This is a genomic window from Nocardioides sp. NPDC054178 (genome assembly GCF_055585005.1).
Map to the genome: position 1 here is coordinate 319,504 of NZ_JBVJKY010000007.1, position 19,799 is coordinate 339,302.

Below are 19,799 nucleotides of genomic sequence, written 5' to 3' on the forward strand. Positions count from 1 at the left end.
TAGACGAACAGCGCCCGGGCCCCACGCGACCCCACACCAAGAAACAAGGGAAGCAATGACCACTGCAGAAGACCTGATCGCGCGCTCGAACCGTCTCGGCGCGGATCCGAAGAACACCAACTACGCCGGCGGCAACACCTCCGCCAAGGGCACCGCGACCGACCCGGTGACGGGTCAGGACGTCGAGCTGCTCTGGGTGAAGGGCTCCGGCGGTGACCTCGGCACCCTGAAGGAGAGCGGCCTCGCGGTGCTCCGGCTCGACCGGATGCGTGCGCTCGTCGACGTCTACCCCGGCGTCGAGCGTGAGGACGAGATGGTCGCCGCGTTCGACTACTGCCTGCACGGCAAGGGCGGCGCGGCGCCGTCGATCGACACCGCGATGCACGGCCTCGTCGATGCCAAGCACGTCGACCACCTCCACCCCGACTCCGGCATCGCGATCGCGACGGCCGCCGACGGCGAGGCGCTGACCACCACGATCTTCGGTGACCAGGTGGTCTGGGTGCCGTGGCGCCGTCCCGGCTTCCAGCTCGGCCTCGACATCGCCGAGATCAAGGCGGAGAACCCGCAGGCGGTCGGCTGCGTCCTCGGTGGCCACGGCATCACCGCCTGGGGCGACACGTCGGAGGAGGCCGAGAAGAACTCGCTCTGGATCATCGACACGGCGGCCGCCTACATCGAAGAGCACAGCAAGGCGGAGCCGTTCGGCCCCGCGCTCGAGAACTACGCGCCCCTGGACGAGGCGGAGCGGCGTACGAAGGCAGCGGCTCTCGCCCCCACGATCCGGGGCATCGCCTCGGCGGACCAGCCGATGGTCGGCCACTTCGACGACTCGCAGGTCGTCCTCGACTTCCTGGCCCACGAGGCGCACCCCCGACTGGCCGAGCTCGGCACCTCGTGCCCCGACCACTTCCTGCGCACCAAGGTCAAGCCGCTGGTCCTCGACCTCCCGGCCGACGCCTCCGTGGAGGACAGCATCGCCCGCCTCAAGGAGCTCGCGGTCGGCTACCGCGAGGACTACCAGGCCTACTACGACCGCCACGCCGACGCTGACAGCCCCGCCATCCGCGGGAAGGACCCGCTCATCGTCCTGGTCCCCGGCGTCGGCATGTTCTCCTTCGGCCGCAACAAGCAGACGGCACGGGTCGCGGGGGAGTTCTACCTCAACGCGATCAACGTGATGCGCGGTGCCGAGGGGCTCTCGACGTACGCCCCGATCGACGAGTCGGAGAAGTTCCGGATCGAGTACTGGGCGCTCGAGGAGGCCAAGCTCCAGCGGATGCCGGCACCCAAGCCGCTCGCCACCCGGGTCGCGCTCGTCACCGGGGCCGCCTCCGGCATCGGCAAGGCGACCGCCCAGCGGCTCGCCGCCGAGGGTGCCTGCGTCGTGATCGCCGACCTGGACCTCGCCAAGGCCGAGGCCGCCGCGGCCGAGATCGGCGGCCCTGATGTCGCCGTGGGCCTTGCTGCCGACGTCTCCGACGAGGCCGCGGTGCAGGCGATGTTCGACGCCGCGGTGCTCGCCTTCGGCGGTGTCGACCTGGTCGTCAACAACGCCGGCCTGTCGCTGTCGAAGTCGCTGCTGGAGACCACCGAGCGCGACTGGGACCTCCAGCACGACGTGATGGCCAAGGGCTCGTTCCTGGTCTCCAAGGCCGCCGCCAAGGTGCTGATCGAGCAGGAGATGGGCGGCGACATCGTCTACATCTCCTCGAAGAACTCGCTCTTCGCCGGGCCGAACAACGTCGCCTACGGCGCGGCGAAGGCCGACCAGGCCCACCAGGTACGCCTCCTGGCCGCCGAGCTCGGTGAGCACGGCATCAAGGTCAACGGCATCAACCCCGACGGCGTGGTCCAGGGATCCGGCATCTTCGCCGGCGGCTGGGGCGCCAAGCGGGCCGAGGTCTACGGGGTCAAGGAGGAGGAGCTCGGCAAGTTCTACGCCCAGCGCACCCTGCTCAAGCGCGAGGTGCTCCCGGAAAACATCGCCAACGCCGTCTTCGTGCTCTGCGGCCCCGACCTGACCCACACCACGGGTCTGCACGTCCCCGTCGACGCGGGCGTCGCGGCGGCGTTCTTGCGATGAGTCCCGACGTCAGGGTCGCGGCGGTCGACCTGGGCGCCACCTCCGGGCGGGTCATGTCCGGCCGGATCGGTGGCGACCGGGTCGAGATCGACCAGAGGCACCGTTTCCCCAACGGGGCGGTACGCGTTCGTGGCTCGCTCTTCTGGGACGTGCTCGGCATCCATCGCGAGGTGCTCACCGGCATCCGCGAGGTGGCCCGGACCGGGCCGCTGCACGGCATCGGCATCGACTCCTGGGCCATCGACCACGGGCTGCTGGACCACGACGGCCAGCTCCTCGGCCAGGTCTTCAGCCACCGGGACGCCCGGGTCGAGGGGATCGCGGAGAAGGTCGTCGCCCAGATCGGGGCGGCCACGCTCTACGGCACCACCGGCATCCAGCAGCTCCCGTTCAACACGGTCTACCAGCTGGTGGCAGCCCGCGGCACCGCGGCCCTCGACGCCGCCGAGACGATGCTGCTGCTGCCGGACCTGCTCGGCTACTGGCTCACCGGTGCGATCGGCGCGGAGCGCACCAACGCCTCGACCACCCAGCTCTACGACGTCCGTCAGGGAGCCTGGGCGCTCGACCTGTGCCGGGAGCTCGGGATCCCCGAGGGGGTCCTCCCGCCCCTTCGGGACCCGGGCTCCCTCCTCGGCACGCTGCTGCCCGATGTCGCCGACGAGCTGGGCGTCACCACCGACGTACCCGTGGTCGCGGTGGGCTCGCACGACACCGCCTCGGCGGTCGTCGGCGTCCCGGCGACCACGAAGAAGTTCGCCTACATCTCCTCGGGCACCTGGTCGCTGGTCGGCCTCGAGCTCGACCGGCCGGTGTTGACCGAGGAGGCCCGGCTCGCCGACTTCACCAACGAGGTCGGGGTGGACGGCACCATCCGCTTCCTCAAGAACGTGATGGGCCTGTGGGTCCTCTCGGAGTCGCTGCGCTCGTGGGGCGAGCGGCGCCTCCAGGGCGCAGAGCTCCGCCCGCTGCTCGCGGGCGCGGCGGAGCTCGAGCCGCTGCGTACGGTGGTCGACATCAACGACCCCCGGCTGCTCTTCCCGAGCACATCGGCCGACCCGATGCCGGAGCGGATCGCCGCGCTGGCCGCGGAGTCCGACCAGGCGATCCCGCACTCGCCGGCCGCGATCACCCGCTGCATCCTCGACAGCCTCGCTGTCGCCTACCGACGCCACGTCCGCACCGCTGCCGCCCTCGCGGGCACCTCTCCCGAGGTCGTCCACGTCGTCGGCGGCGGCTCCCAGAACGAGCTGCTCTGCCAGCTCACCGCGGACGCCTGCGGCCTGCCGGTTCTCGCCGGTCCGGTCGAGGCAGCCGCACTCGGCAACGTCCTGGTCCAGGGCAGGGCTCTCGGGGCCGACCTGCCTGACCTGCCCGCGATGCGGGACCTGGTCCGCCGTTCCTACGACGTACGCCGCTTCGAGCCGCGCGACGGCCTCGACTGGGCCGCCGCCGAGGCCCGCATCTCCTGACCCTGCTCCCCGAAGGCACCCCCATGACCGACTTCCTCTCCCACGCCCGGCTCAGCCGCCGCGCGCTCTTCGGCACCGCGGCCGCCACCCTCGGCACCGCCGCCGCCGGCGTCACCACGACCGCCGCCATGACCCCTGCCGGGGCCGCGACCGGCACCGCCGGCCTCCCGGACGCCTTCGTCAAGGCGTTCCGCAAGCCGGGAACCGCCACCGCCGCAGGCTTCCGCTGGTGGTGGCCGCACGGTCTGGTCGACCCGGTCGAGATCGCGCGGGAGGTCGACCAGGTCGCCGATGCCGGCTTCGGCGTGCTGGAGGTCGCCGACGTCACCCACAGCCTGCGGGCCCGCAACATCGACATCGACGTCGCGACCCACGGGTGGGGGACGGCCCCGTGGGTGGCCGGCGTCAAGGCCGCGCTCGCGCAGGCGGCGAAACGGGACGTACGGGTGGACCTGACGGTCGGCCCCTCCTGGCCGGCCGCGGTCCCGACGATCACGCCCGACGACGACGCGGCCTGCACCGAGCTGGTGCACGGACAGGCGATGGTCGGTGCCGGGGTGTCGTACGACGCCGCGCTCCCCGAGCCCGTCGTGGAGCCGGCATCGGCGGTGACCCGCGCAGAGCTGGTGACCGTCCAGGCCCACCGCGTCACCGGCTACGTACGCGACCGCAACAACAACATCACCAGCACGATCCTCGACCCGGCCTCCTACCTCGACCTCAGCGCGAGCGTCGAGGGCGAGCACCTCACCTGGACCGCGCCGGCCGAGCCGGCCGGTGCCACCTGGGTCCTGCTCGCCACCTGGCGACGCGGCTCGGGCCAGGAGCCCGAGGCCGGCCCGCACACCTCGCCGCGTGCCTACGTGGTCGACCACTTCAGCAGCCGTGGCGCCCAGAAGGTCATCGAGCTGTGGCAGGACCGGGTCCTCGACGGCGAGCTGCGTACGCTGCTGCGGGCCGCGGGCGGCTACCTCTTCGAGGACTCCCTCGAGATCGAGACCGACGCGACGATCTGGACGCGAGACCTCCTCGAGGAATTCGAGGCGAAGCACGGCTACGACCTGCGGCCGTGGCTGCCGTTCGTGCTGGAGAAGGACGAGAAGTACCAGTTCTCGATGGCGGCCGCCGACCCCGCCACCGCCGACAACCTGCGCACCAACGAGATCCGCGACGACTACAACATCGTGCTCTCCGACCTCTACCGCGACCACCACCTGCGCCCGATGCAGGAGTTCGCGAAGACGCTCGGCATGGGGATCCGGATCCAGCCCTACGGCCTCGAGACCGACACCATGCAGCACGCGGCCGTGGTCGACGTACCGGAGACCGAGTCCCTGGGGTTCAAGAACCTCGACGATTACCGGGTGATGGCCGCCGGCCGCGACCTCGCCGGCCACACGGTCCTGTCCTGCGAGGCGATCTGCTACAACGGCGCGGCCTACAACACGACCTGGGGCGCCAACAGCACCAGCCCGACCGCCCAGAACCAGGCGCTGTTCACGATCAACAGCATCTTCGTCGCCGGCGTGAACCAGCTGATGATCCACGGCTTCCCGTACGCGAAGGCGCCCGACGTCACCTGGCCGGGCTTCGCGGCCTTCTCGCCGTACTACAACAACGCGATCGGCTTCGGGGAGGCCTGGGGGCCGCGCACCCCGCAGTGGCAGCACATCCCCGGCATCGCCGCCTACCTCGCCCGCACCCAGCTGGTGCTGCAGACCGGCGCCCCCAAGTACGACGTCGCGTTCTGGCGTCACAAGGGCTGGGCCTCGACCGGCATCGGCCCGCAGTGGATCACCAACAACGGCACCAAGCTCGGCTGGTCGCACTCCTTCGTCAGCGCCTCGCTCCTCGCGCTCGACGGCGTCGACGTCGCGAAGGGCCGCCTGGCACCCGACGGGCCGGCCTACAAGGCCGTCGTCGTCGGTCCCGACTCGTTGCGCAGCAACGCGTTCACGATGGAGATCGCCGGCGCGAAGCGGCTGCTCGCGCTCGGCCGCAAGGGCCTGCCGATCGTGCTGATCGGCGACTGGTCCCAGGTCACCGTCGCCGGGCGCGACGACGAGGCGGCCACCGCTGAGGTCCGCTCGCTGATGGCCCAGATCGGAGCCCTGCCGACCACCCGCACCGTCCCCGAGGCCGAGGTCGGCAACGCGCTGGCCGCGCTCGGTGTCGTACGCGACGTCGAGCATGCCGACTCCACGCTGATGCACGTGCGACGCGTCACCGGCAAGGTCGACCTCTACTACCTCGCCAACGCCCGGCACGCCGAGAACCGGCGGCTCAACCCGGTGCAGCAGGACGTCTGGCTGACCGCCACCGACCGAGCCGCGGTGCCATGGCTGCTGGACGCGTGGACGGGTCAGGTCGTCCGGATCGCGGGCTACGAGCGTGCCGGTGACCGGGTCCGGGTGCGGGTCGACCTGGTTCCCGGGCAGTCCACCGTGGTCGCACTCGCGGCCCCGGGCGCGGGCGTCGCCCGCTCTGTTCTCCCCGTCGCCACCGCTGGCCAGGCCGTGGTGGCGCGGGGCGCCAACGTCGCGTTGCGCACGACGACCGCCGGCACCTTCGAGCTCACCAAGGCCGACGGCCGGACCGTGAAGGTCGCCGTCGACCGGGTCCGCGAGCCGGTGACCCCGCAGTCCTGGGCCCTCGCGCTGGAGGACTGGAAGCCGGCGAACCCGGCCGACCCCCAGGACCTCGCCACGACGAAGGAGGTCGTCACCAGCGATCTCGCCTCGCCGCAGTCCTGGTCGAAGGTCGCGGGCCTCGAGAACGTCTCCGGCATCGGCCGCTACCGCACGAGCGTCGACCTCGGCGCCGACTGGACCGAGCAGGACGGTGCCTACCTGGAGCTCGGCGAGGTCAACGACACCTTCCGGGTGCGGGTCAACGGTGAGCTGCTGGCGCCGTGCGACCCGATGGACCCGGTCGTCGACCTGGGCCACACCCTGGTCCCCGGCGCCAACACGATCGAGATCGAGGTGGCCTCGACGCTGCTCAACCGGCTGCGCACCGTCACCCCGTCGGTCTACGGCGTGGCGACCAGGCAGAGCTACGGGCTCGCCGGACCGGTGCGCCTGGTGCCCTACGTCGAGAAGGTGGTGGCCGGGTGAGCGCCGTGTCGCGGCCGCGACCCCGGCTGACAGTCCTTCCGATGAGCAGCGTCATGCTGAGACAGGAGTGAACCGTGGTGGCCTCGGGCGGCGTACGTCCTTCCCCTTCGACCGATCTTCCCGCGGACGAGGTGGAGGTGCTGGCGTTGTTCGCGCGGGGCTACACGATCGAGCGGATCGCGCGGGCGCTCGGCATCTCCGAGCGCACCGTGCGGCGCCGTCTCCGGGCGGCCGCGGATTCGCTGGGAGCGGGGACGAGCGTGGAGGCGGTCGTGCAGGCTGTACGCACCGGCCTCATCTGAGAACTGATCGATGCTGGACTGATCTGATGGGCACGACACACGAAGGAGGTAGCCGGATGCGAGTCGCGCTGATGGTCACGTGCATCAACGACGCGCTCTACCCGAGCACAGGAAAGGCCGTCGTACGCCTCCTGCGCAGGCTGGGGGTCGAGGTCGACTTCCCGCAGGCGCAGACGTGCTGCGGGCAGCCGATGGTCAACACCGGCTATCTGGACGAGGCGGTCCCGGTGGTGCGTACGTTCGTGGACGCCTTCGCCGGCTACGACGCCGTCGTCACGCCGTCGGGGTCGTGCGCGGGCTCGGCGCGACACCAGCACTCGATCGTGGCCCGCCGCTCCGGCGACGAGGCCCTGGAGCGGGCCGTCGCCGAGGTGGCCCCGAAGGTCTATGAGCTCTCCGAGTTCCTCGTCGACGTGCTCGGCGTGACCGACGTCGGCGCCTACTACCCGCACCGGGTGACCTACCACCCGACCTGCCACTCCCTGCGGATGCTGGGCGTGGGGGACCGGCCGCGGCGGCTGCTGGAGGCGGTCCGCGGGATCCGCCTCGTCGATCTCCCCGGTGCCGACCAGTGCTGCGGCTTCGGCGGCACCTTCGCGGTCAAGAACGCCGACACCTCGGTCGCGATGGGTGCTGACAAGGCCCGCCACATCCGCGAGACCGGCGCCGAGATCGTGGTCGCCGGCGACAACTCCTGCCTGACCCACATCGGCGGCGTGCTCTCCCGGCAGCGCTCGGGCGTACGCACCGTCCATCTCGCCGAGATCCTCGCCTCGACCGAGGCACGCTCGATCGAGGAGACGCTCCGATGAGTGGCACCTTCGTCGGTATGCCGGCGTTCCCGACCGCCGCGCGCGAGGCCCTCGCCGACTCCCAGCTGCGCCACAACCTCGCCCATGCGACCGGCACGATCCGCGCCAAGCGGGCCAAGGTCGTCGCCGAGGTCCCCGACTGGGAGGAGCTGCGCCTGACCGGTGCCGCGGTCAAGGAGCGTGCGCTGCTCGACCTCGACACCCAGCTCGTACGCCTCGAGGAGACCCTCACCGCCAACGGCGCTACCGTCCACTGGGCCCGTGACGCCGCCGAGGCCAACGCGATCGTCGCGGGCATCGCGAAGGCGCACGCCGCCGAGGAGGTCGTGAAGGTCAAGTCGATGGTGACCCAGGAGATCGGTCTCAACGAGGCGCTCGCCGAGGAGGGCATCGCGGCCTGGGAGACCGACCTGGCCGAGCTGATCGTGCAGCTGGGCGACGACCTGCCGAGCCACATCCTGGTGCCGGCCATCCACCGCAACCGGGCCGAGATCCGCGAGATCTTCCGGTCGAAGATGGCGGCCGCGGGCCGCCCGGCGCCCGACGACCTGACCGACGAGCCGGCCGTCCTCGCCGCCGCCGCCCGCGCGCACCTGCGCGAGAAGTTCCTGCGTGCCAGGGTCGGGGTCTCCGGTGCCAACTTCGCCGTCGCCGAGACCGGCACCCTGGTCGTGGTCGAGTCGGAGGGCAACGGCCGGATGTGCCTGACCCTGCCTGAGGTGCTGGTCTCGGTGGTCGGCATCGAGAAGGTCGTCTCCCGCTGGGAGGATCTCGACCCGATGCTCCGGCTCCTGCCGAGGTCCTCGACCGGCGAGCGGATGAACCCCTACACCTCGGTGTGGTCCGGCGTCACCCCCGGCGACGGTCCGCAGGAGGTGCACGTGGTGCTGCTCGACAACGGCCGTACCCGTGCCCTGGCCGACGAGGTCGGGCGACAGGCGCTGCGCTGCATCCGCTGCTCGGCCTGCCTCAACGTGTGCCCGGTCTACGAGCGCACCGGCGGCCATGCGTACGGCTCGGTCTACCCCGGTCCGATCGGCGCCATCCTCAACCCGCTGCTCAAGGGGGTCGGGCACGACGACCAGATCGACTCGCTGCCCTACGCCTCCTCGCTGTGCGGCGCCTGCTTCGAGGTCTGTCCGGTACGCATCGACATCCCCTCCGTGCTGGTCGACCAGCGCGCTCAGGTGGTCGACGCCCACCGGCAGGGCGTGCCGAAGCCGGAGGCCGTGGCGATGAAGGGTGCGGCGTACGTCCTGGGGCGCTCGCGCCGCCTCTCGGCCCTCGAGCACCTCACCGGTCTCGGGATGCGCTTCGCGCGCCGCTTCGGACCTGCCGCCTGGACCGGCGCCCGCGACCTGCCCGACGCGCCGGGGGAGAGCTTCCGGGCCTGGTGGCAACGGACGAACGGCGGACGGAAGGAAGACGCATGACCGAGGCACGCACCGAGATCCTCGCCCGGGTTCGCGAGGCACTGGCCGGCTCGGCGGTCGAACCCGCCCCACCGTCGGCACCGAGAGACCTCGCGCCCGTCGCCACCCCCGAGGTCGTGGACCTCTTCGCCGAGCGCGTGGCCGACTATCGTGCCGTGGTCGAGCGCTGCAGTGTCGAGGAGCTCCCGGGCCGCATCACCGCGGCCCTGCCCGCCGGCCAGGTGGTCGTCCCGCCGGGGCTGTCGGTCCATGTCCCCGACGCCATCGTCGACGACGGCAGCCTCACCGCCGCGGAGCTGGACCGGATCGCAGCGGTCGTCACCGAGGCTCGGGTCGGCATCGCCGAGACCGGCACGATCGTCCTCGACCATGCCCCCGACCAGGGTCGCCGAGCCATCTCGCTGGTCCCCGACACCCACATCTGCGTCGTCCGCGAGGACCAGGTCGTCCCCGACGTCCCCGACGCCGTCGCGCTCCTGGACCCCGCCCGCCCCCAGACCTGGATCAGCGGCCCCTCGGCCACCAGCGACATCGAGCTGGACCGCGTCGAAGGCGTCCACGGCCCCCGCACCCTCCACGTCCTGGTCGTCGCACCCCGAAAGGTCACTTCCTGACGCCGAAGCGTCAGTTCTTGGCCGCGACGCGTCGATTAATGACGTCGAGGAGTCGATTCTGCGTAGGAGGACTGCCAGCGGAAATAGACCACTCGCGCTCGATAATCGCCGCTTCGGCGTCAGAAAACCGACGTCTCGGCGGATTGACCGGATCCGGCCATCAGCCTTCCCTTGGGTGTGATGGGCGTCATAGTCTCCGGGGAGCAGTGAAACGTATCAATCACGCTCCGGAGGACCCCCATGAAGCTCCGCCTGGCCGCGATCGTCATCAGCGTTCTCGCCGTCTCGGCACCGGTCCCGGCCGTCGCCGTCGACGGCGCGGCAGCCACCCACCTCACCGTCTCGCAGCTGTCCTCACCGCGCGACGTGGAGGATCTCGGCTCGCCGCTGCTGGCCTGGCAGGTTCCCTTCGCCGAGCAGAGCGCCTACCGCGTGCAGGTCTCCCGGATCAGCGAGGGCATCGGCGCGGCCGGTGTCTGGGACTCCGGCCGTGTCACGTCCTCGGCGAGCACCAACGTGCCGTACGCCGGTCCGAGGCTCGAGCCCGAGCAGACCTATCGATGGCGCGTACGCACATGGGACGGGGCCGGGAAGGGCTCCGACTGGTCGAAGATCTCTACCTTCACCACCGGCCCCGGCCAGGAGTGGGGCCAGGCCCAGCCGATCTGGCTCACCCCCGGGCGTGCGACCAGCTGGGGCGACGTCACCATCGACACGACCTTCCGGATCACGTCCCAGAACGCCACCATCGCCTTCCGCGCCCAGGACACGAACAACTACTACATGTGGCAGTTCCGTGGCGACGGGGTGAACACCTTCGCTCCTCACAAGCGCGTCGGCGGGACCTTCACCCAGCTGGACTCGGTGCCGCTGCCCGCGCCGCTCGTCCGCGGGACGTCCTACCGGCTGCGTATCCAGGCCGAGGGCTCGACCATCCGCACCTGGCTCGATGACACCCTCGTCGACACCCGCACCCTCACCGACTTCGCCGCCGGCACGGTCGGCTTCCGCACCGGTGGATCCGAGCGCAACGCGTGGGACGACCTGAGCGTCACCTCGTCCTCCGGCGAGGTCCTCTACGCCACCGACTTCTCCGCCGGCAGCGACTTCGCCTGTGGCGCCGTGGCCGGCGGCTGGCTCGAGGTCGGCACCAACGCCAACTGCGTCTACGGCGTCGAGTCGCAGGACTGGGCCTTCCTCCGGCACGAGTTCACCCTGCCCGACAAGCCGATCGCAGCCGCCACCCTCTACGCGACCGCATCCTCGACCGCACCGGGCCGGCAGTACGTCTACAAGGCATGGCTCAACGGCCGGTTCGTCGGCCTCGGCCCGACGCAGCCGATCCGCGGCGAGGCCCGCTACGACGGCTTCGACGTGACCGCCGCGCTCCGGCCGGGAGCCGACAACGCGATCGGGGTGCTCGGCTGGACGAGCAGTGACCGGCGCTTCCTCGGCCGGCTCGTCGTCGAGTACGCCGACGGCACCCGTGACGTGGTGGTGAGCGGTCCCCGGTGGCGGGCCCTGGCGGGCGCGAAGGTCTTCCCCGCAGCAGGCAGCATCGGGACCTCGTTCTTCTCGGCGCCGAAGGAGAACCTGCAGTCGGCCCAGTGGCCCGAGGGCTTCGCCGAGCCGGGCTTCGACGACTCCGGCTGGAGCGACGCCGCGGCGCGCCCGGCCTTCGGCGACCTCCGCGCCGCCCCCACCGCGAAGGTGGAGCAACAGCTGAGGAAGCCGGTCAGCGTGGTGGAGAAGGCGCCCGGCCACTACTTCATCGACTACGGACGTACCTGGATCGGCGGTCTCTCCCTGGATCTGGACGGCACCGCCGGCCAGGTGCTCGACCTCCGGTTCGGCGAGGAGCTCTCCGCGCCCCAGACGGTGCGGTACGCCATGCGCACCGGCAACACCTACCAGGACCGGTGGACGCTGCGTGCAGGCCAGCAGCACCTGGAGACCTGGGGCATGCGGGTCTTCCGCTACGCCGAGGTCGTCGGTGCCCCGACGGGGCTGGGGGCCGAGGACTTCCCCGCCCTCGCCCAGATCTACCCCTTCGACACCGACGAGGCGGTCTTCGACTCCGCCGACGACGACCTCGACCGCGTGTGGGCACTCTCGCGCAACACGATCGAGGCCACCAACCACGACCTCTACGTCGACTCCTGGAGCCGCGAACGCGGTGCCTACGAGGCCGACAGCTACCTGCAGATGATGGCCAACTTCTTCGTCTCCAGCGACCCGACCCTGGGCAACTACTCCCTGGACTACCTGCTCACCCGCAGGACGTGGCCGACCGAGTGGCCGATGTACACGATCCTGGCCTTCCACGACTCGTGGCAGCAGACCGGTGACACCGAGGCCCTGGCCCGCAACTACACCGCCCTGCAGGAGAAGCTGCCTCTGGAGTGGGTCGAGCAGTCGACAGGCCTCATCCGCAAGGACACCGGCCTGACCGGCGGCACCTGCACCGACTGCGACATCGTCGACTGGCCGGCCTCGGAGCGCGACGGCTATGTCTTCCGCCCCTACAACACGGTCATCAACGCGATCGGCCACCGGTCGTTCCGCGACATGGCGGAGATCGCGACGGCACTGGGCCACGACAAGGACGCGGCGACGTACACCGCCATCGCCGACCGCCTCCGGAACGCGGCCAACGAGCGGCTGTGGGACCCGGCCACGGGCGCCTTCCGAGACGGTCTGAACGCCGACGGCACCCCGATCCAGCACTGGGCGCTCCAGGCGAGCGTCTTCGCCACCGCGTTCGGGCTCGCCCAGGGCGAGGTCGCGCAACGCGCCGCGGACTACATCGGCACCCGGGGCATGGCGTGCAGCGTCTACTGTGCCGCCTTCGTCCTGGAGGCCCTCTACGACGGTGACCGCGGCGACGTCGCGCACCAGCTGCTGACGAGCACGGGGCTCCGCAGCTGGCTCAACATGATCGCCAAGGGAGCCGGCGCCACCGCCGAGGCCTGGGACACCTCGCTGAAGTCCAACATGACGTGGTCGCACCCCTGGGCGGCCTCACCGGCCTACAACGTGCCGCAGGGCATGTTCGGCATCGAGCCGCTGGTGCCCGGATACGAGGAGTTCCGCGTCCGGCCACAGCCCGGCGGCGTCCCCTGGGCGCATGTCACGCTCCCCACGCTGCGCGGCCGTATCGGTGCGGCGTACGCCACGACCGCGCGCGGCACCGACGTCGGCGTGAGCGTCCCGGGCAACTCCCGGGCCGAGGTCTTCGTGCCGTCGACGTCCGGAGACCGCGTGTTCCTCGACGGGCGCCCGGTGCCCGCGACCCGTGAGGGCGACTACCTGGTGGTCCAGGGCGTGCCCTCCGGCTGCCACGTGCTCAGCACGAGCTCGGGCCAGAGCCCGGAGCTCGAACGGCTTCGCGCCGTCTGCTGAACCTGAAGGCTGCGGCCGGACCCGGTCGCAGAACGTATCAACTCGCTCGGAGGACCCATGAAGCTCCGTCTGGCCGCGATCGTCACCAGTGCCCTCGTCGCCACCAGCCTCTCGGCCGCTGCCTCCCCATCAGGGGCGGCCGCGGGCAACACGGCGCCCGACCGGCCCGTCGGCCTGACCGTCGACGACCTCAGCCGCCCCCTCAACACCGATCTGACCCCACGATTCGGCTGGCTGCCCCAGGACCGCGACCCCAACGAGGTGCAGAGCGCCTACAAGATCGAGGTACGTGACGCCGCCGGCGACATCGTCTGGGACTCCGACAAGGTGTCCTCCGCGCAGCAGTCCTACATCGACTACGCCGGCGAGAGGCTCGAGCCCGGCAGCCGCTACACCTGGCGGGTCAAGACCTGGGACCGTCGCAAGCAGCCGTCACGCTGGTCGTCCGACGCGGCGTTCGAGACCGGTCTCGACGACACCGACTGGGCCGGCGCCAGCTGGATCCGGCGACCAACCGGCACCGCCGACAACCCCGCCCAGGAACGCGACGAGTGGACTCTGGCCCGCACCGAGGTCGAGGTCCCCGAGGGCAAGATCGTGCGTGCCCGCAGCTACCTCGCCGCCAGCCACACCGCCGAGCTCTATCTCGGCGGGGAGCAGGCCGACCGGATGAGCAACTTCGGCTACCCGAGCGAGGGCTACTACCAGGCCGCGGACGTCACCGACCTGGTCACGCCCGGCGAGACCCTCGCCCTCGGCGTCAAGCTGCACTGGTTCAGCGGTGGTCAGGGCCGCGCCGCGGGCATCCCCGGCGTACTCCTGAAGCTCGAGCTCACCTACGCCGACGGCCAGACGGCCACGATCGTCACCGACGGCTCCTGGAAGGTCCGCCGCGGTCCGTACGTCACCGTCGGCACCCGCAACGGCGAGGGCCTGTGGATCGAGCACCTCGACGGCCAGGCCGCCCGGGCGATCGGCGACTGGACCGCGCGAGGCTATGACGACGCGGCATGGTCCGACGCGGTGGTCCTCGGACGGCATCCGGTGGCGCCGTTCACCCACCTCGAGGGCCAGCAGACCCGGCTCGAGGAGACGCTCGTGCACCCCGAGCGGATCCTGCGGGCCGCTGACGGCACCCCCGTCGCCGACTTCGGCAAGATCATCCCGGCCCGACCGGGCGTGCACTTCGAGAACGGCGTGGCCGGCCGACAGGTCCCGATCCGGGCCGGCTACGAGCTCGCCGACACCGGCCGGGTCTCGACCACGGGCCTCTCGACGCAGAGCACGAACATGTCCTTCCCCTACACCCAGGCCGCGGGTGCGCAGGACTACCAGGCGGTCGGCCACCTGGGCTTCCGCTACCTCGAGGTCCCCGGTGCCGGCGAGGAGATCACCGCCGAGGACGTGACCGCGACGGTCGTCCACACCGCCTACGACGAGGACGGCGCCGCCACCTTCGAGAGCTCGGACGCCACCCTCGACGACGTCTGGGACCTGATGGACCGCTCGCTGCGCTACTCCGTCCAGGAGACCTTCGTCGACACCCCGACGCGCGAGCAGGGCCAGTTCCTGCACGACACCGCCAACATCTCGATCGGCCTGATGTCCTCCCAGCGCGAGCGGGTCGCGTCCCGCCAGGCGATCCGGGAGTTCCTGCTCAGCCAGGAGCGCTACTGGACCACCGGCAACGACGCGGGCCGCTACAACGCGGTCTACCCCAACGGCGACGGCAAGCGGGACATCCCCGACTTCACCGAGGTCGTCCCCGACTGGATCTGGCGCTACTACCTCGAGACCGGCGACAAGGCCGTGCTCGAGGACGCCTACGACAACCTGACCGCCACCGCCGGCTACATCCGCCGCCACATCGCCACCAGCGGTCCCACCCAGGGCCTGGTCACCAACCTGTCCGGAGGCTCCGGCCAGTACCTCTACGGCATCGTCGACTGGCCCGCCCACGGCCGCTTCGGCTACGACATGACCACCGCTGCCCGGACCACGGTCAACGCGCTCGGCGTCGACGTGCTCCGCAAGGTCGCGCTGGTCGGCGAGGAGCTGGACCGTCCCGCCGCGGAGGTGGCAGCCCTCCGCTCCGACGCCGACGGGCTCGCGGCACGGATGAACCAGACCCTGCGGAAGGCCGACGGCACCTACGTCGACGGCCTGCTCGCCGACGGCACCCAGTCCGCCCACGCCGGCCAGCACGCGACCTCGTACGCCATCGCCTTCGGCGTCGCCCCGCAGCAGGACGTCGCCGCGCTGGGTGAGCAGATCGCCTCCCAGGGGATGAAGCAGGGCCCGATGACCGCCCACGTGCTGCTCGAGGCCCTCGCCGATGCCGGGGCCGGCGCAGGTGTCCTCGACCTGCTGACCGACGAGGACGACTACGGCTGGGCCGGCTGGCTCGCCGACGGCGGCACCTTCACGCCCGAGGCGTGGGAGCTGAGCGGCTCGGCCAACAGCGCCTCTCACGGCTGGGGCTCGCGCGGCATCGTCGACGTCACCGAGTCGGTGCTCGGCATCCGCACCACCGCCCCCGGCGCCGCCGAGGTCGAGCTGAGCGTGCCGGCCACCGGCCTGACCCACGCCAAGGGTTCCGTGGTCACCCAGCGCGGGCGCGTCGCCTCCGCCTGGACCCGCAGCGACTCCGGCGCCCTCGCCCTCCGCGCCACCGTCCCGGTCAACGTCACCGCGGTCGTACGCCTCCCCGCAGGCTCCTACCTGGCCACCGGGCCCGGCGGAGCCGCCCCGGAGCGTCTCGGCACCGAGAACGGCATCACCTCCTACCGGATCGGCTCCGGGGCGTGGACCTTCACGAAGGGAGCGTGAGCAGGTGCTGACTCCGCTAGCCTGCGGCAGTGCGCCGAATCGCCGCGCTGGCCGCGGGTCTCCTGATCGGGTCGCTGCCGGCTGCCTGCGGCACCAGCGAGCCGCGGGAGACGGCCTGGCCCGAGGGGCTGACGGCCTACGTCGACCAGACCCGGCTCCAGCGCAACACTGGTGAGGCGTTCGTACGCCTCGTCAACGACACCGGCTCCTCGATCGAGGTCTCGCACCTCGAGGTGAGCAGCGACCGGTTCCGGGCCCGATGGACGGGCTCGGAACCGGTCGACCCCGAGATGGACTTCGACTTCGACATGCCCCGCGGAAAGTGCGGCGAGGGCGGCGACGCCGACCTGACCATCACCTGGCGCGAGACCGGCGAGGCCGGGGACGACGCGGGGGAGTGGCGCACCAGCACCGGCACCGCCGAGGACAGATACGCCAACATCGACCGCCTCCTCGACCGCGACTGCGCCGAGCGCACCCTGACCGAGGCCGCCGACATCACCGTGGGCGAGCCCCGGGTCGAGGGCGCGGGCAGACAGAGCGTCTTCGTCCTCCCGGTCACCTTCACCCCGACCCAGGCCCTCCCGGACGTCACCTTCGACGGCTGGGAGGGCACGGTGCTCTTCCAGCTCGCCGCCGAGACACCCACCTGGCCGAGGTCGGCCCCGCACCCGATGACGGGCGAGCCGACCACGCTCGAGCTGCGGGCCCTGCCCGCCCGGTGCGACCCGCACGCCCTGGCCGACGACAAGGTCGGCAGCCTCTTCCGGGTCCACGTCGGCGGTCCCGACGTGCCTAAGGGCGCCAGCTACTTCCTCCCGCTCGACAAGGCGCACAAGCGTGCCCTCTACGACTTCCTGCCCGGCTACTGCGGCTGGGAGTGAGGGGCTCAGCCGAAGAGGGGCCCGAGCGCTGCCCGGGCGAGCAGGAACCCGACGATGCCCACCGCCCAGGCCGTCGCGCTCGCCGCGTGCTTGACCAGCCAGCCGTCGAGAAGGGCCAGCGGCCGTGCCACCAGGGGAGCGGCGAAGACGCGCACGGCGGTGAGCAGGAGCGCCGGAGCGATCATCACCACGCAGTAGCCGAGCACCCACAGTCCTGAGACCGGCCAGTCCGGTCCCTGGGTCCCGATCACCCCGATCGCGGCGAGGTAGGGGAGCATCGACGCGGCCTCGACCAGCCCGGCCAGCACCGCCAGTGCGGCCAGTGCCGAGGCCGAGCCGGACTCCGAGGCGACCGCTCGCTCGCGCCAGCGGCGCAGGCGGCTCGGGGGTTGGCGGGAGTCGGTCCGTTGCCTGTCCGACCCGGGCGGGTCCAGCTTGAAGCTCCACGCGAACAGACCGACCCCCACGAGCAGCTGCGCCCACAGGAACGGACGCGAGTCGCGCAGCCCGGAGAGCACGTCTGCCATGGCCGAGCCACCCAGCAGGATCGCGATGCCGAGCAAGGCGTAGAAACCGGCGAGCGCACCCAGGTAGACCAGGATCCGTCCGGGCCGCACCCGTCCCGGCGCCATCAGGAGCCACACCGGGATCAGCAGGGTGCCGAAGCTGGTCGAGTCGATCAGCGCCAGCACCGCGAGTGCGACGTACGTCGCCGTGCCGCCGAGGTCGCCGGTCAGCGGGCCGAGATCGATGTCCATGCCCCGAGGCTCGCGTGCGGCCGGCCTCGCGCGCGTCGGTCGAACCGGTGATCCTTCGGCGCGGGGATACATCCTTCGGATGACCCCGGGGAGGCGGCGTACGTGCTGAGATGGTGTCGTGGACCGCCCGACCCTGCTGCAGCAGCTGCCGGCGGCGCTTCTCGGCGGTGGCACGAGCCTTCGCGCCGCGGACCGCCGGCTGGCCTGGCTCGATGCCGTGGTCGTCCTCGCCGCCGGCCTCGCGCTGCACGCGCTGGGCCAGGTCGGAGGCGTACGCGGCCTGCACCCCTTCGGCATCGACGCGGACAGCGTGGCGACCTGGTGGCACCTCGTCCCGCTCGCCCTCGCGGCGGGGGCGCTCGTGCTCAAGCGGCGTCGGCCGCTCGCGGTGCAGACCGTCGTCGCCCTCTGCTTCGGGGCGGACCTGCTGATCGGGGGCAGCGTCGCGATGGTGGTGGTGCTCTGGGACGCCCTCTTCGCCGGCCAGCTGCACGGCTCGCCGGTCGCGCGGCGCGTCGCGACGGTTGCCGTCGCGATGGCCATCGGAGCCGCCGTCATCGCCTCCGCCGCGGCCACCTCCGACCCACGTACCCCCGCCGTGCTCGCCCTCACTCTCGTGGCGCTCGTCGTCACCCCGATGTGGTGGGGCAGCAACGTACGCCAGGGCAGCGAGCTCGCCGACGCGGCCGACGACAGGGCCCGGCTCGAGCGCGAACGCAGCGCCGCGCTGCTGCGCCTGGCCGACGCGGAGCGGCACGACGCGGTCCGCGCCGAGCGCTCCGCCGTGGCCCGGGACCTGCACGACGTCGTCGCCTCCCACCTGTCCGCCATCGCGCTGACCTCGGGTGCGGCGCTGGCCGGTGAGCACGACCCGGAGCGAGACCGGGCGGCGCTGCGGTCGGTGCGTGCGGAGAGCCTGGCCTCGCTGGACGACATGCGCGCGATGATCCGTGTCCTGCGCTCCGACGGCGGGCCCGGCGACGCCGAGGACCTCACCGCCGCATCCCGCGCCGCCAACCTCGGCCCCGTCCTGGAGCAGGCGCGGCTGGCCGGCCTGCCGCTGCGGATCGACGATCCCGGCGGGCTTCTCGACGGTGCCGACCTCGCGCTGCCGGTCGCCGTCGACCACGCCGTCTACCGGATCGTGCGCGAGTCCCTCACCAATGTGCTCAAGCACGGTGGCGGCACGACCCACCTGCGCCTGATCCCCCAAGACACCCTCGAGGTCGAGGTGACCGACGCCGGTGGCGCGCAGGAGCCGGCAGCGGAGCCCGGCACCGGCACCGGGCTGGTGTCGATGCGCGAACGCGCCGAGGCCCTCGGCGGCACCTTCGAGGCCGGCCCCGACGGGCCCGGCTGGCGGGTCCGGGCGGTCCTGCCGCTGCCCGCTTACGCCACCGGTGGCACACGGGAAGGAAACGCATGATCCGCGTCCTGCTCGCCGACGATCACGCCGCCATCCGCGCGGGTCTGCGCATGCTGCTGGCCACCGCCGGTGACATCGAGGTGGTGGGGGAGGCCGCCGACGGAGCGACCGCGGTCGCCAACGCGCGAGCGCTGCGCCCCGACGTCGTGCTGATGGACGTACGCATGCCCGGCACCGACGGCGTGACCGCTACCCGCCAGGTCGTGGAGGAGGGGCTCGCCGACGTACTAGTGCTCACGACCTTCGACCTGGACGAGTACGTCTTCGGTGCCCTCCGCGCCGGCGCGGCCGGGTTCCTACTCAAGTCGGCGGAGGCGTCCGACCTGGTCGACGCGGTCCGGCACGTCGCCGCGGGCGACGGCGTGGTCGCTCCCGAGGTGACCCGCCGGGTGCTCGCCGAGCTCGCCGGTGCGCCGGACCGATCAGACCCGGCGACCACGCCCGGCGTACCGCTTCCCGCCGACCTCACACCCCGGGAGAGGGAGGTGCTCGCTGCCCTGGGACAGGGCCTGTCCAACGCCGAGATCGCCGGGCGGCTGGTGATCTCCGAGGCGACCACGAAGACCCATGTCTCCCGTGTCCTGACGAAGCTCGGCGTCGCCTCGCGGGTCCAGGCGGCGATCTTCGCCCGCGAGGCGGGCCTCGTCTGAAGACGCGCCCACACC

At 71.8% G+C, this 19,799-nt stretch carries 13 protein-coding genes; 12 read left to right on the forward strand and 1 reads right to left on the reverse strand.

The genetic code is table 11. The annotated features are described in order from the left end of the window. Positions 1-55 precede the first annotated feature (55 nt). From ACZ6WN_RS24020 to ACZ6WN_RS24065, 10 genes are all read left to right on the forward strand, one after another. The gene (locus ACZ6WN_RS24020; protein WP_465868246.1) at positions 56-2,086 is read left to right on the forward strand and encodes a bifunctional aldolase/short-chain dehydrogenase; all 2,031 of its coding nucleotides are present in this window, start codon (positions 56-58) and stop codon (positions 2,084-2,086) included. Next, the gene (locus ACZ6WN_RS24025) at positions 2,083-3,558 is read left to right on the forward strand and encodes a rhamnulokinase (RefSeq protein ID WP_465868248.1); all 1,476 of its coding nucleotides are present in this window, start codon (positions 2,083-2,085) and stop codon (positions 3,556-3,558) included. The genes ACZ6WN_RS24020 and ACZ6WN_RS24025 overlap by 4 nt, the downstream gene beginning before the upstream one ends. A 23-nt stretch (positions 3,559-3,581) precedes the next feature. Beyond that, positions 3,582-6,674 (forward strand): glycosyl hydrolase, encoded by a 3,093-nt coding sequence (locus ACZ6WN_RS24030; protein WP_465868249.1) that lies wholly within the window; start codon positions 3,582-3,584, stop codon positions 6,672-6,674. Between the two features lie 74 nt (positions 6,675-6,748). Next, positions 6,749-6,976 carry a response regulator transcription factor gene (locus tag ACZ6WN_RS24035; protein WP_465868250.1) on the forward strand — a complete coding sequence of 76 codons (228 nt, stop codon included), beginning with the start codon at positions 6,749-6,751 and terminating at the stop codon, positions 6,974-6,976. A gap of 26 nt (positions 6,977-7,002) precedes the next feature. Further along, entirely contained in the window at positions 7,003-7,788 is a 786-nt protein-coding gene (locus ACZ6WN_RS24040; protein ID WP_465868252.1) for a (Fe-S)-binding protein, read from the forward strand. Beyond that, positions 7,785-9,221, forward strand: a complete 1,437-nt coding sequence (locus ACZ6WN_RS24045) for a lactate utilization protein B (RefSeq protein WP_465868254.1) — start codon at positions 7,785-7,787, stop codon at positions 9,219-9,221. The genes ACZ6WN_RS24040 and ACZ6WN_RS24045 overlap by 4 nt, the downstream gene beginning before the upstream one ends. Beyond that, positions 9,218-9,835 (forward strand): LutC/YkgG family protein, encoded by a 618-nt coding sequence (locus tag ACZ6WN_RS24050; protein ID WP_465868255.1) that lies wholly within the window; start codon positions 9,218-9,220, stop codon positions 9,833-9,835. Before ACZ6WN_RS24045 ends, ACZ6WN_RS24050 begins: the two co-directional genes overlap by 4 nt. Positions 9,836-10,075: 240 nt before the next feature. Beyond that, complete coding sequence (locus ACZ6WN_RS24055; RefSeq protein WP_465868257.1) at positions 10,076-13,237, forward strand: family 78 glycoside hydrolase catalytic domain; 3,162 nt, start codon at positions 10,076-10,078, stop codon at positions 13,235-13,237. A 57-nt stretch (positions 13,238-13,294) separates the two neighbouring features. Then, positions 13,295-16,066 carry a family 78 glycoside hydrolase catalytic domain gene (locus ACZ6WN_RS24060; protein WP_465868259.1) on the forward strand — a complete coding sequence of 924 codons (2,772 nt, stop codon included), beginning with the start codon at positions 13,295-13,297 and terminating at the stop codon, positions 16,064-16,066. 29 nt (positions 16,067-16,095) lie between these two features. Beyond that, positions 16,096-16,950 carry a hypothetical protein gene (locus tag ACZ6WN_RS24065; protein WP_465868261.1) on the forward strand — a complete coding sequence of 285 codons (855 nt, stop codon included), beginning with the start codon at positions 16,096-16,098 and terminating at the stop codon, positions 16,948-16,950. A 5-nt stretch (positions 16,951-16,955) separates the two neighbouring features. Here the strand turns inward: ACZ6WN_RS24065 and ACZ6WN_RS24070 are convergent, their stop codons facing one another. Next, complete coding sequence (locus tag ACZ6WN_RS24070) at positions 16,956-17,708, reverse strand: GAP family protein (protein WP_465868262.1); 753 nt, start codon at positions 17,706-17,708, stop codon at positions 16,956-16,958. A gap of 118 nt (positions 17,709-17,826) precedes the next feature. Between ACZ6WN_RS24070 and ACZ6WN_RS24075 the strand changes: the two genes are divergently transcribed. Together ACZ6WN_RS24075 and ACZ6WN_RS24080 are read left to right on the forward strand one after the other, a co-directional pair. Then, positions 17,827-19,134 carry a sensor histidine kinase gene (locus ACZ6WN_RS24075; protein ID WP_465868264.1) on the forward strand — a complete coding sequence of 436 codons (1,308 nt, stop codon included), beginning with the start codon at positions 17,827-17,829 and terminating at the stop codon, positions 19,132-19,134. Further along, positions 19,131-19,784 carry a response regulator gene (locus ACZ6WN_RS24080; RefSeq protein ID WP_465868266.1) on the forward strand — a complete coding sequence of 218 codons (654 nt, stop codon included), beginning with the start codon at positions 19,131-19,133 and terminating at the stop codon, positions 19,782-19,784. Before ACZ6WN_RS24075 ends, ACZ6WN_RS24080 begins: the two co-directional genes overlap by 4 nt. Positions 19,785-19,799: the final 15 nt, after the last annotated feature.